At 57.9% G+C, this 13,566-nt stretch carries 11 protein-coding genes; 9 read left to right on the forward strand and 2 right to left on the reverse strand.

Annotated elements, in window-relative coordinates:
- Positions 1-116: 116 nt before the first annotated feature.
- The 9 genes from rhaB to rhaM all read left to right on the forward strand — a co-directional run bounded on the left by rhaB (position 117) and on the right by rhaM (position 10,060).
- A complete protein-coding gene (gene rhaB / locus JZ655_RS20735) occupies positions 117-1,586 on the forward strand; it encodes a rhamnulokinase (RefSeq protein WP_207292641.1) in 1,470 nt (489 codons plus the stop codon).
- Positions 1,583-2,842 carry an L-rhamnose isomerase gene (gene rhaA, locus JZ655_RS20740; protein ID WP_207292642.1) on the forward strand — a complete coding sequence of 420 codons (1,260 nt, stop codon included), beginning with the start codon at positions 1,583-1,585 and terminating at the stop codon, positions 2,840-2,842. The genes rhaB and rhaA overlap by 4 nt, the downstream gene beginning before the upstream one ends.
- Before the next feature lie 120 nt (positions 2,843-2,962).
- On the forward strand, positions 2,963-3,793 hold the full coding sequence (rhaD, locus tag JZ655_RS20745) for a rhamnulose-1-phosphate aldolase (RefSeq protein WP_040077991.1): 831 nt from the start codon (positions 2,963-2,965) through the stop codon (positions 3,791-3,793).
- A gap of 78 nt (positions 3,794-3,871) precedes the next feature.
- Complete coding sequence (gene rhaS, locus JZ655_RS20750) at positions 3,872-4,858, forward strand: rhamnose ABC transporter substrate-binding protein (protein WP_207292643.1); 987 nt, start codon at positions 3,872-3,874, stop codon at positions 4,856-4,858.
- A gap of 104 nt (positions 4,859-4,962) precedes the next feature.
- On the forward strand, positions 4,963-6,465 hold the full coding sequence (locus JZ655_RS20755) for a sugar ABC transporter ATP-binding protein (RefSeq protein WP_040077989.1): 1,503 nt from the start codon (positions 4,963-4,965) through the stop codon (positions 6,463-6,465).
- Positions 6,465-7,469, forward strand: a complete 1,005-nt coding sequence (locus JZ655_RS20760) for an ABC transporter permease (RefSeq protein WP_207292644.1) — start codon at positions 6,465-6,467, stop codon at positions 7,467-7,469. Before JZ655_RS20755 ends, JZ655_RS20760 begins: the two co-directional genes overlap by 1 nt.
- The gene (locus JZ655_RS20765; RefSeq protein ID WP_207292645.1) at positions 7,466-8,470 is read left to right on the forward strand and encodes an ABC transporter permease; all 1,005 of its coding nucleotides are present in this window, start codon (positions 7,466-7,468) and stop codon (positions 8,468-8,470) included. The genes JZ655_RS20760 and JZ655_RS20765 overlap by 4 nt, the downstream gene beginning before the upstream one ends.
- Before the next feature lie 130 nt (positions 8,471-8,600).
- Complete coding sequence (fucO, locus tag JZ655_RS20770; protein ID WP_207292646.1) at positions 8,601-9,749, forward strand: lactaldehyde reductase; 1,149 nt, start codon at positions 8,601-8,603, stop codon at positions 9,747-9,749.
- On the forward strand, positions 9,746-10,060 hold the full coding sequence (gene rhaM, locus JZ655_RS20775) for an L-rhamnose mutarotase (RefSeq protein WP_040077982.1): 315 nt from the start codon (positions 9,746-9,748) through the stop codon (positions 10,058-10,060). Before fucO ends, rhaM begins: the two co-directional genes overlap by 4 nt.
- Positions 10,061-10,097: 37 nt before the next feature.
- Here the strand turns inward: rhaM and JZ655_RS20780 are convergent, their stop codons facing one another.
- Both JZ655_RS20780 and JZ655_RS20785 read right to left on the reverse strand, forming a co-directional pair.
- Positions 10,098-11,363: an MFS transporter gene (locus JZ655_RS20780; RefSeq protein WP_207292647.1), complete on the reverse strand. Its 1,266-nt coding sequence runs from the start codon at positions 11,361-11,363 to the stop codon at positions 10,098-10,100.
- A gap of 44 nt (positions 11,364-11,407) precedes the next feature.
- Positions 11,408-13,531 carry an alpha-galactosidase gene (locus JZ655_RS20785; RefSeq protein ID WP_207292648.1) on the reverse strand — a complete coding sequence of 708 codons (2,124 nt, stop codon included), beginning with the start codon at positions 13,529-13,531 and terminating at the stop codon, positions 11,408-11,410.
- Positions 13,532-13,566 lie beyond the last annotated feature (35 nt).

The raw sequence follows: 13,566 nt of genomic DNA on the forward strand, positions 1-13,566 counted from the left end.
CTCACGTTCACCTTCGCTTTCTTGCCAGCTGCCGATTTTGCCTGTCAGTGGCAAGAAGGTCTGTTTTTCTTCCCTTTCTTACACTCTCCGCTAATGACTTAAGAAAGGATCTGACCATGACTGTTCGCCATTGTGTGGCTGTCGATTTAGGTGCCTCCAGCGGCCGCGTCATGCTGGCCCGCTATGAACCTGCTCAGCGCACACTTTCGCTACGCGAAATCCACCGCTTTGTGAACTGCCTGCAGAAGCAGGACGGTTTTGATATCTGGGATATCGATAGCCTGGAGGCGGAAATCCGTACCGGCCTGAATAAGGTGTGCGATGAGGGTATGCGTATCGACAGTATCGGCATTGATACCTGGGGAGTGGATATCGTGCTGCTGGGCCACAACGGTGAGCGCGTTGGCCTGCCTGTTTCATATCGTGATGCCCGTACAGACGGCGTCATGGCCTGCGCTGTGGAGCAGTTAGGTAAAGCCGACATTTACGGCCGCAGCGGCATTCAGTTTCTCCCTTTCAACACCCTGTATCAATTGCGTGCACTGGTGGAGCAGCAGCCAGAGCTGACGGCACAGGTTGCCCATGCGCTGATGATCCCGGACTACTTCAGCTACCGGCTGACCGGGAACATGAACTGGGAGTACACCAATGCCACCACCACGCAGCTGGTGAATATCAATTCTGATACCTGGGATGAGAACCTGTTGAACTGGACGGGGGCATCTCCGCAGTGGTTTGGCACCCCAACTCCCCCAGGCAACGTGATTGGCCAATGGGGCAGCCCGCAGGGCAACGCTATCCCGGTGGTGGCAGTCGCCAGCCATGATACCGCCAGCGCCGTGATTGCAGCGCCGCTGGCCGATCAGGATGCGGCGTATCTCTCTTCCGGCACCTGGTCGCTGATGGGCTTTGAGAGCAAAACCCCCTACACCTGCGAGAAGGCGCTGGCGGCCAATATCACTAACGAAGGCGGCGCCGAAGGGCGCTACCGGGTGCTGAAAAATATTATGGGGCTCTGGCTGCTTCAGCGGGTGCTGAAAGAGCAGGCCATCAGCGACCTGCCTGCGCTGATTGCAGAGACCGAAAGGCTGGCGCCCTGCCGCTTCCTGATCAACCCCAATGATGATCGTTTTATCAACCCGGCAAACATGAGCAGCGAAATTCAGAGTGCCTGCCGTGAAAGCCATCAACCGGTGCCTCATCTGCCGGCTGAATTAGCGCGCTGCATCTTCGACAGCCTCGCCCTGCTCTATGCCGACGTACTGAGCGAACTGGCAGCACTACGCGGCAAACCGTTTAGCCAGTTGCACATTGTGGGTGGCGGCTGCCAGAACGCGCTGCTGAATCAGCTTTGCGCCGACGCCTGCGGGATCACGGTGATTGCCGGGCCGATTGAAGCCTCTACGCTCGGCAATATCGGTATCCAGCTCATGACCCTGGATGAGCTGCGTAGCGTCGATGAATTCCGAACGCTGGTCAGTCACAACGACAACCTCACCACGTTCACCCCTAATTCCTGCCATGAAATTGCCCGCTACCGGGCACAGTTTCAGCAAAACCGACTGACAAAGGAGCTTTGCGCATGACCACTCAATTAGAACAAGCCTGGGAACTGGCTAAACAGCGTTTCGCCGCCGTGGGCGTGGATGTCGAGGAGGCGCTCCGTCAGCTCGATCGTCTGCCGGTCTCCATGCACTGCTGGCAGGGCGATGACGTCGCAGGCTTCGAGAACCCAGGCGGCGCACTGACGGGTGGTATTCAGGCAACCGGCAACTATCCGGGTAAAGCCCGCAACGCCGGGGAGCTGCGCGCGGATCTGGAGTTGGCCCTGAGCCTCATCCCCGGGCCTAAGCGCCTTAACCTGCATGCCATCTACCTTGAATCCGACGAGCCCATCGCCCGTAACAAAATCAAGCCGGAACACTTTAAAAACTGGGTGGAGTGGGCAAAAGCAAACAAGCTGGGTCTGGATTTTAACCCCTCCTGCTTCTCCCACCCGCTCAGCGCGGATGGCTTTACCCTTGCCCATATTGATGACGAGATTCGCCAGTTCTGGATCGAGCACGTGCAGGCCTGCCGTCGTATCTCGGCTTACTTCGGCGAGCAGCTTGGCACGCCATCGGTGATGAACATCTGGGTCCCGGACGGCATGAAAGACATCACCGTCGACCGCCTCGCGCCGCGTCAGCGTCTGCTGAATGCGCTGGATGAGGCGATCAGCGAGAAGCTTAACCCGGCGCACCACATTGACGCCGTAGAGAGCAAGCTGTTCGGCATTGGCGCAGAGAGCTATACCGTGGGCTCCGGCGAGTTCTACATGGGTTACGCCACCAGCCGCCAGACGGCATTGTGTCTGGATGCCGGCCACTTCCACCCAACCGAAGTAATCTCCGACAAAATTTCCGCCGCCATGCTCTACGTGCCGCGCCTGCTGCTGCATGTAAGCCGTCCGGTACGCTGGGACAGTGACCACGTCGTGCTGCTGGATGACGAGACCCAGGCCATTGCCAGCGAGATTATCCGCCACGACCTGTTCGACCGCGTGCACATCGGCCTCGACTTCTTTGATGCCTCTATCAACCGCATCGCGGCATGGGTTATCGGCACCCGCAATATGAAGAAAGCCCTGCTGCGCGCCCTGCTGGAGCCAACTGCGGAGCTGAAGAAACTGGAAGCGCAAGGCGATTACACCGCGCGTCTGGCGCTGCTGGAAGAGCAAAAATCACTGCCATGGCAGGCCGTCTGGGAGATGTACTGCCAGCGTAATGACACGCCGGCAGGCAGCCAGTGGCTGAATAACGTGCGGGCGTATGAGAAAGACGTGCTGAGTCAGCGCGGATAACTGCCCCCTCACCCCTGCCCTCTCCCCAAAGAGGAGAGGGTGTTCAAATTCCCTCCCCCCTTTGGGGAGAGGGTTAGGGTGAGGGGTGTTACCTCACCGCGATAACTGGAAAAGAAAACTATGCAGACCATTACTAACGCCTGGTTCGTCCAGGGCATGATTAAAGCCACTTCCGATGCCTGGCTGAAAGGCTGGGATGAGCGCAACGGCGGTAACCTGACGCTGCGTCTTGATGACGCAGATATCGCGCCGTTTGAAGCGGATTTTCACCAGAATCCGCGCTATATCGCGCTGAGCCAGCCTATGCCTTTGCTGGCGAATACGCCTTTTATCGTGACCGGTTCCGGTAAGTTCTTCCGCAACGTACAGCTCGACCCGACCGCAAACTTAGGCGTGGTAAAAGTGGACAGCGACGGCGCGGGGTACCACATTCTTTGGGGGCTCACAAACGAAGCGGTGCCAACCTCAGAGCTGCCGGCACACTTCCTCTCCCACTGCGAGCGCATTAAGGCGACTCATGGCAAAGACCGGGTGATCATGCACTGCCACGCAACGAACCTGATCGCCCTGACCTATGTGCTGGAAAACAATACCGACTTCATTACCCGCAAACTGTGGGAAGGCAGTACCGAGTGTCTGGTGGTGTTCCCGGACGGGGTTGGCATCTTGCCGTGGATGGTACCGGGCACCGATGAGATCGGCGAAGCCACTGCGCAAGAAATGCAGAAGCATTCGCTGGTGCTGTGGCCATTCCACGGGGTATTTGGCAGCGGCCCAACGCTGGATGAAACCTTTGGTCTGATCGACACCGCCGAGAAGTCCGCAGAAGTGCTGGTAAAAGTCTATTCCATGGGGGGGATGAAACAGACCATCACCCGGGAAGAGTTGATTGCGCTGGGCAAACGCTTTGACGTCACCCCTATGCAGTCGGCGTTAGATCTCTACAAATAAGAACATCGCGCCCCGCTCACAGAGACGGGGCGAAACTTACCTGCAATCCCTACAACTGACTCAAGTGGAGTAAAAGCAATGAAAATAAAGACAAGCTTGATCCTCACCGTTGCCGCGCTGGCGTTGTCCGGTTCCGCTCTGGCGGAAGTTAAAATTGCCCTGGTGGCAAAATCGTTAGGTAATGGGTTCTTCGAAGCCGCCAACGTGGGCGCGCAAGAGGCAGCCAAAGAGTTAGGTGATGTTAAAGTCATTTATACCGGGCCGACCACCACCACCGCTGAAGCGCAGATCGAAGTGCTGAACGGTTTGATCGCCCAGGGGGTGGATGCGATCGCTATCTCCGCCAACGATCCTGATGCGCTGGTGCCGGTGCTGAAAAAAGCGATGCAGCGCGGTATTAAAGTCGTTTCCTGGGATTCTGGCGTGGCGAAAGCCGGTCGTCAGATCCACCTGAATCCTTCCAATAACGCCCTGATCGGCGAAACCAACGTGAAGCTGGCAGCCGACGCGCTGAAAGCCCTGAACGCGGAAAAAGGCGAAGTGGCCGTACTGAGCGCCACCCCCACCTCAACCAACCAGAATACCTGGATTGCCGAGATGAAAAAGGTGCTGCCACAGTACCCGTCCGTCAATCTGGTGACCGTGGCCTACGGCGACGATCTTTCTGATAAGAGCTATCGCGAAGCGGTGGGCATGCTGAAAACGTATCCGGATCTGAAAGTGATCGTCTCGCCCTCCTCCGTAGGTATTGTCGCCGCCGCCCAGGCGGTGAAAGACCAGGGCAAGATAGGCAAAGTGTACGTCACCGGTTTAGGTCTGCCGTCTGAAATGGCGGGCGCGGTGAAATCGGGCGCCAGCAAAAGCTTCGCTATCTGGAATCCGATTGACCTTGGCTACGCCGCTACCTATCTGGCGGATGACCTGGTGAAAGGCACCGCCACCAAAGGCGAAGCCAGCATGGGCAGACTGGGCAAAGTGAAGCTGGATGCCGATGGCAACGGCGCCATGGCTGAGCCGTTTGTTTACGATGCCAGCAACATTGATAAGTTCTCGAAGATTTTCTAATCCTTTCTCCCTCTCCCTGTGGGAGAGGGTTGGGGTGAGGGCATCAGGCCGCACTTCCCCTACCCTTCTCCCGAGGTGAGGGGGGATAAATATGGAGAACTATCATGACACCACTCCTCCAACTGAAGGGCATCACCAAGGTCTTCCCCGGCGTGCGTGCCCTTGAGAACGTTCAGCTTGAGCTCTGGCCAGGTAAAGTCACCGCCCTTATCGGCGAAAATGGCGCGGGCAAATCCACGCTGGTGAAAGTGATGACCGGCATTTACCAGCCTGAAGAGGGCGAAATTCTCTACAAGGCAATCCCTATTCAGCTCCCGACACCGGAATCTGCGCACAAGGTCGGCATTACGGCAATTCATCAGGAAACCGTCCTGTTCGATGAACTCTCGGTCACCGAAAACATTTTTGTCGGTCAGTACCTCTATAAGGGCCTTTTTAAAAAACTCGACTGGTCAGAGATGCACCGCCGCGCGCAGGCCATCCTCACCCGTCTGGAGGTACAGATTGACCCACGGGCTACGCTAAAAACCCTGAGCATCGCCCAGCGGCACATGGTGGCGATCGCCCGCGCGCTGTCGTTTGATGCGCAGGTGGTGATCCTCGACGAGCCGACCGCGGCCCTGTCGCAGCACGAAATCCTCGAGTTTTATCAGATCGTGGAGCGCTTAAAGCAGGACGGAAAAGCGATCCTCTTCATCTCGCATAAATTCGACGAAATCTTTGAGCTGGCCGACCATTACACCATTCTGCGCGATGGGGTGTATGTCGGTTCCGGCGCGATGAACGACATCACCGAAGAGCGGATGGTCGCCATGATGGTGGGCCGCGCCATCACTCAGACCTTCCCCAAAGTGGAGTGCGAAAAGGGCGAGACGGTGCTGGAGGTGAAAAACCTGTGCCACCCCACCGAGTTTGCCAACATCTCCTTTACCCTGCGCAAAGGCGAAATCCTCGGCTTTTACGGGCTGGTTGGCGCCGGGCGCACCGAGCTGATGCAGGCCCTCTCTGGCGTCTCGCGCCCCTCCTCCGGTGAAATCGTCCTGAAGGGTAAAACGCAGCATTTCCGCCAGCCGTCGGACGCCATCAAAGCCGGCATCGTCTGCGTGCCGGAAGAGCGCCAGAAGCAAGGGGCGATCATTGAGCTGTCGATTGCGCAGAACATCAGCCTGCCGCAGCTTGGCAAAATGAACCCCAACGGGGTGCTAAATCATGATCGTGAATGGCAGCTGGCGGATGAGTACGCCAGACGTCTGCAGGTGAAAGCCTTTAGCTGGAAACAGCCGGTTGAAACGCTTTCCGGCGGGAATCAGCAGAAGGTGGTGATCGGCAAATGGCTGGCGACACATCCTGACGTGATCATCCTCGATGAGCCAACAAAAGGCATTGATATTGGCTCCAAAGCCGCCGTTCATCAATTTATGTCCGAGCTTGTCGGTCAGGGTCTGGCGGTAATTATGGTCTCGTCAGAACTGCCGGAAGTGATGGGTATGGCCGATCGCATTATCGTCATGCACGAAGGGCTTATGGTGGCGGAGTATCAGGCAGGGGGCGCAACGGCAGAAACCATCGTCAGCGCCGCCAGCGGTGCAAAACAGGAGGCCGCATAATGGTCAGGCAACTGCTGAAACACCGTGAAGCGCTGCTGGGCGCGGTGATCATTTTGATGATCGTCGCCATTGGCAGTCGCGTGCCCTCGTTTATCGCCCCGGGAAACCTGGTGGAGATGTTTAACGATACCTCCATCCTCATCATTCTCGCCCTCGGCCAGATGATGGTACTGCTCACCAAAGGCATCGATTTGTCGATGGCGGCTAACCTGGCGCTGACCGGCATGATCGTCGCGCTCATCAATTTCCATCATCCGGAAGTGCCCGTCTGGGCGCTGCTGATGCTGGCCACGGCGCTCGGCCTGCTGATGGGCATGATCAACGGACTGCTGGTGTGGAAGCTCGGTATTCCAGCCATTGTGGTGACGCTGGGTACGATGAGCATCTATCGCGGGATTATCTTTTTGCTCTCCGGCGGCGGCTGGGTGAACTCCAATCAGATGGGGGCCGATTTCCTCGGCCTGCCGCGTGCGGCGGTGCTGGGCTTGCCCGTACTGAGCTGGTGTGCGATTGCCGCTCTGTTGCTGGTGGGCTATTTCCTGCGTTACAGCCGCACCGGGCGCGCGCTCTACACCGCGGGCGGTAACGCCACGGCGGCCTACTACACCGGCATTAACGCCGGGAAGATGCAGTTTGTCAGCTTCTGCCTGTCCGGTGCGCTGGCAGGGTTCTGCGGATATCTGTGGATTTCCCGCTTCGCCGTGGCCTATGTCGACGTGGCTAACGGCTTTGAGCTGCAGGTGGTGGCCGCATGCGTGATTGGCGGTATCAGCACGATGGGCGGCACCGGTCGCGTGCTCGGCTGCCTGTTCGGCGCGCTGTTCCTCGGGGTAATTAACAATGCCCTGCCGGTCATCGGCGTGTCCCCGTTCTGGCAGATGGCCATTTCCGGCACGGTGATTGTGATTGCGGTGCTGCTCAACGAGCGCGGCAATAAACGCAAAGGGCGGTTGATTCTGCGCGATGCGGCGCTGGCGCGTCAGAAACTGGCGGTGAAATCATGAGCAAAATTATGACCACTGAAGAGATGAAACCGACCCCACCCTCGACGGGTTTTTTCCAGAAACTGCTGTGTTGGGAAGGGTTCTTGCTGGCGGTCACGCTGGCGGTATTTGTGGTGAATGCCCTCGCATCGCCCTATTTCCTCGATATCTGGAACCTGTCTGACGCCACTTTTAACTTTACCGAAAAAGCGATCATCGTGCTGCCGATGGCGATGTTGATTATCGCCCGCGAGATTGACCTCTCCGTGGCCTCTACCATTGCGCTGAGCTCTACGGTAATGGGCTTTTGCGCAGCGGCGGGCGTAGATACTCCGTTGCTGGTCTGCGTGGGGCTGGGCGTCGGGCTGCTGTGCGGCCTGTTCAACGGCTGGCTGGTGACGCGCTTTAACTTATCTTCCATTGTCATCACCATCGGCACCATGAGCCTCTATCGCGGGATCACCTACATCCTGCTGGGCGATCAGGCACTGAACAGCTATCCGGAGAGCTTTGCCTGGTTTGGGCAGGGTTACGTCTGGGGCGCACTGTCGTTTGAGTTCGCGCTGTTTATCGTGCTGGCGGCGGTGTTTGCCTTTGTGCTGCACCGCACCAACTTTGGTCGCCGGACCTATGCCATTGGCAATAACCCGACCGGCGCATGGTATTCCGGCATTAACGTGAAGCGTCACAACCTGCTGCTGTTTGCCCTGGTGGGGCTGATGGCGGGCCTCGCCTCGGTGTTACTCACCTCGCGCCTGGGCAGCACGCGCCCGACGATTGCGATGGGCTGGGAGCTGGCGGTGGTGACCATGGCGGTGCTGGGCGGTGTAAACATTCTGGGCGGATCCGGCAGCATGGTGGGGGTGATTATCGCCGCCTTCCTGATGGGGCTGGTGACCTTTGGCCTGAGCCTGCTCAACGTGCCGGGGATTGTGATGTCGGTGATTATCGGCGCGATGCTGATTGTGGTGATCTCACTGCCGATTATCACACGGCGGATTATGCAGCGGAGACGGATTTAATTTCCCCCTCACCCTAACCCTCTCCCCTGGGGAGAGGGAACTCGCTGGTGCGGCCATTTAGCCTCTCCCAACGGAGAGGAACGGGGTGAGGGGAACGGATTACCCAAAAATCATATTAAGGAGAATTATCATGAGCTTTATGTTGGCGCTTCCCAAAATCAGCCTGCATGGCGCAGGCGCAATCAGCGATATGGTCAACCTGGCGGCGAGCAAGCAGTGGGGTAAAGCCTTGATCGTGACCGATGGTCAACTGGTGAAGCTCGGCCTGCTCGACAGCCTCTTTGCCGCGCTGGACGCCCATCAAATGTCATATCATCTGTTTGACGAGGTGTTTCCCAATCCGACGGAAGCGCTGGTGCAGAAAGGGTATACCGCATACCGGGAGGCAGAATGCGACTACGTGATTGCCTTCGGCGGCGGTAGCCCCATCGATACCGCTAAAGCGATTAAAATCCTTACCGCCAACCCTGGCCCCTCTACCGCTTATTCCGGCGTCGGGAAAGTGAAAAACGCAGGCGTGCCGCTGGTTGCGATCAACACCACCGCAGGCACCGCGGCGGAGATGACCAGCAACGCGGTGATTATCGATTCCGCGCGTCAGGTGAAAGAGGTGATTATTGATCCGAACATCATCCCGGATATTGCCGTGGACGATGCCAGCGTGATGCTGGATATTCCAGCGTCCGTTACGGCCGCCACCGGCATGGATGCCCTGACCCACGCCATTGAAGCCTACGTCTCGGTCGGCGCGCACCCGCTCACCGACGCCAACGCGCTGGAAGCGATTCGCCTGATTACCCTGTGGCTGCCGAAAGCGGTCGACGAGGGCCATAACCTTGAAGCCCGCGAGCAGATGGCGTTTGGTCAGTATCTGGCTGGCATGGCGTTTAACAGCGCCGGTCTGGGTCTGGTTCATGCCCTGGCGCACCAGCCAGGCGCCACGCACAACCTTCCGCACGGCGTGTGTAATGCCATCCTGTTGCCGATCATCGAAAACTTTAACCGCCCGAATGCCGTGGCCCGCTTTGCCCGCGTGGCGCAGGCAATGGGCGTTGATACCCACACGATGAGCGACGAAGCGGCCAGCATGGAGGCCATCCATGCCATTCGCTCCCTGAGCGCTCGCGTAGGTATCCCTTCTGGTTTCAGTAAACTGGGGGTAACGAAGGCGGATATCGAGGGCTGGCTGGATAAAGCGCTCGCCGATCCCTGTGCGCCCTGTAACCCACGAACCGCCAGCCGCGACGAAGTGCGCGAGCTCTACCTGGAGGCATTATGATCCGCAAAGCCTTTGTGATGCAGGTTAACCCTGACGCACATGACGAGTACGAACGCCGCCACACGCCCATCTGGCCTGAGCTGGAGGCGGTGCTAAAAGACCACGGCGCGCATCACTACGCCATCTTCCTTGATAAGCAACGCAACCTGCTATTTGCGACCGTGGAGATTGAATCGGAAGAGCGCTGGAACGCCGTCGCCCATACCGACGTCTGCCAGCGCTGGTGGAAACATATGCGTGACGTTATGCCCGCTAACCCGGACAACAGCCCGGTGAGTACGGAACTTAAAGAGGTGTTCTACCTCGAGTAACCGACCGGTGCTGCCGCCATCGCGGCAGCACCGCTTTTCAGCTTACCTCCACGGAACTCCCCTGCACCGCCGCAGGACGCGAATGGGTAAGGGTAAACGCCGAGATTGCCGTTACCGCCAGGACAAAGCAGCCCAGCATCAGATAGGTATCCTGGAAGCCGATCCGGTCATACATATTGCCGGCGAATGCGGAGAGGAAGATCGCTGCCAACTGTTTGGCAAAGTTGAAGCCAATCAGATAGATGGTGGCCGACAGGCGAGTATCAAAGACGCCGGTAATATATTTAAACGCCCCCACCAGCAGGAACGGCACCTCCAGCGCGTGAAGCATCTTCAGGGCCACCACCTCCACCGCCGTAGTGGCGAATGACGAGCCGATAATACGCGTAGCCATGATCACCCCGGCAATCAGAAGGGTGTTTTTCGCGCCAATGCGGTTAATGATCCACGGCGAGCAGAACATGATGATGGCGTTGCAAAGTTCCCCTGCCGTCGTGGCAAAGCCAAACGCCCGCGTGCCCGCTTCAGGGGTCGCAAAGAACGTTTTAAAGAAGGTGGCAAACTGCTGATCAAAGACGTCGTAGACGCAGGCCACGCCAATCACATACAGAATAAACATCCACATTTTGCGCTGACGGAACAGGTTCACCACGGTCTTAAGGGTAATCTGCGGCTGGTTGGCGCCCAGGGAATTCATCACCTGCGCCGTCTGGTTTGGTTTTGGTTTGGCGACCACTAACAGCAGCATGAGTAAGAGCGCCGCGCCGGACCCCATCCAGAAGACAAGCGACGGATCGATGCTGAATAATATCCCGCCCGTCGAGGCGCACAGTCCCCAGCCCAGACAGCCGAACATACGCGCTTTGCCATATTCGAAGAAGCTATTGCGGCTCACACGCTCAATGTAGGCCTCAATCGCCCCCGATCCCGCCGAGAAGACGAAACCGATATACAGCCCGCCGCTAAGCGCCCCCAGCCAGATATTGGTTTTCAGGAGCGGAGCAAATACGTAGAGGAAAAAAGGGGCAAACAAGAAGAGCAAGATAGCGATGATCCACAGCAGGTGTTTTTTCAGCCCCAGCTTGTCGGAAATCACCCCCAGCACGGGCTGGAAAGCGATCGCAGAGAGCGAGATGCAGGAGAAAACAATCCCGGTATGGGTTTTATTCAGACCGATGATATCCGACAGCCAGATAGGCAGAAACGGAAAGCAGGTGGCCATAATGAAGAAGTAGAGAAAAAAGAACGACCCGAAAATCCAGAAATTAGGGTTGTCTTTGTGGGTACAGGCAGTCGTGTTCATTATTTTTATCCTCAACCGGGGGCCGCCTTCACGGCCCCTCACCTTTACACGCGTTCAACGCCAATCAAAATGGCGGTTTCTGGATCGAGCACCGGCAACGCAATCCCTGCCTGCATCAACCATTCGCCGCTTACCGTTTGCGGCGCGTCCATCCATGCCGGAAGTTTGCGCATCGTATGGCCCCCCTCGCCCGTCAGGCGGATGTTAGGGTGATCGAGAAGCGTAATACGATACTGTGCGCCCGCTTCCAGCCCCGGCATGCGCAGCGGCATCATCAGGGTGTAGTCCGGCATGCGGAGCTGGCTGATGATAAACAATCCCTGCCCCTGGTCCTGGCTCACTATACCGGTAGCCAGCGTCGTGGCATCGGGCATATCGATCCGCCACTGGGTGCCGGTGTGGATCACCTCGCGCCACTGTTTGTGCAGCGCGGCGTAATGGCGATAGCCTTCGCGCTCCTGCTCGTCCACCGCTAGCGGATCCAGCTCCAGCCCCATGTGGCCAAAGAGCGCCGTCAGGCCACGAAACGCGATGCTGTGCTGTCGGAAAGTGGCATGGCATTTATGATGACCGATATGCGCGCCCATCACCTCTGGCGGGAAGAAGTAACTCATGCCGCGCTGAATGGTGTTCCGCTCCAGCGCATCGTTATTATCCGACGCCCAGAAACGGTGGCAGCGGGTCAGGACTTCATAGTCGATACGCCCGCCACCCGACGAGCAAGATTCAAATTCGATATGCGGGAACCGCTCGCCCAGGACATCCAGCAGGCGATAGAACTGACGGGTTTGCGCGTCGGCAGCCGCCTTGCCATTGTGGCCAGGCTGAACCAGCTCGCGGTTCATGTCCCACTTCACGTAATCCACCTGATGCTCGCCCAGCAGCCAGCTCATGCGTTCCAGAAGATAGTCAAAGGCCTGAGGAATGTTGAGGTTCAGTACCAGCTGATGGCGGCCCGTGGCCTGTTCATAGCCCGGCAGCGCCAGCACCCAGTCAGGGTGGGCACGATAGAGATCGGAGTTGGGGTTGATCATTTCCGGCTCAACCCAGATGCCAAACTCCATACCGAGCGCCTTAACGTGACGCACCACGGGGGTTAAGCCGTCCGGGTATTTTTTCTCGTCGAGGTACCAGTCCCCCAGCGCGGCATGGTCATCGTTACGCCCTTTAAACCAGCCATCGTCGATGATAAAGCGTTCTACCCCCAGCGCGGCAGCTTCGTCAGCCATGCGCATGATGTAAGCCGGGTCGTGATTAAAGTAGATCCCTTCCCAGGTGTTGAGGTGTACCGGACGCGGTTTGTTATCCGGGAAACGAATAATGTTTTCACGCAAATAGCGGTGGAACTGCTGGCTCATGCCATTCAGCCCCTGCGCGGAGTAGCTGGCGTACAGGTTCGGCGTCCAGAGGGTTTTCCCCTCAGCAATCGCTATCTCGCCGGGCAGATAGAGCGCCTCCGCCTGCAGATAACGCCGCCCGTCGGTTTTCACTTCGGCACGCAGACGATGGTTACCACTCCAGCCGAGGTGCACGCCCCACACATCGCCCTGCATTTCATTGAAGGACGGCGTGCCGGTAATCAGCGCCGGGAAGTGTTCATGAGAGGTTTTGCCGCGGCGGTTTTCAATGACAAAGCTGTCATGTTCCAGCCGCAGGCGGTGAGGCTGAAACTCGCGGATCCAGCGGCCATGAAACGCCATGACCTCCTGCGCCCGCTCTGCCACCGGTAGAGTAATAGCCAGTCGATCCACTTGCCACGCCTGCGGCCGCAGGTTGGTAACGCCGTGGCGCACCCGCAGCACGCCGCTCTCCTCCAGGTCAATCTCACTGGTCAGGCGCAGACCGGCGTGAGTATCTTCTGCCGCGATAGTCAGACTTTGGCCCTGCTGGGTGACGGCGGTGGTGGTAAAGACCGGCGAGCCATCCATCCCCTGACGATGCCCCTCAATGCCCGGGGAACCAAATAACCCGTGACCCAGTTCGGCCATCAGGGTTACAGGGGAATCAACATCCAGTCTTCCATTGGCAACAGGACGGGAAAGCGTGGCCGCATCCTGCGGCGAAAAGTGGCGAAGGTGCGGCCCCCAGTAAAGAATCTCGGCGAACGGGTGGGTTTTTATCACCACATCCACCGTCTCGCTTACGAGTCGTAAAATGGCATCTTGCATCAGACATCTCCAGTCATCGGGATGATCTGAGTCTT

This window comes from Leclercia pneumoniae, assembly GCF_017348915.1.
Lineage (GTDB): Bacteria > Pseudomonadota > Gammaproteobacteria > Enterobacterales > Enterobacteriaceae > Enterobacter > Enterobacter pneumoniae.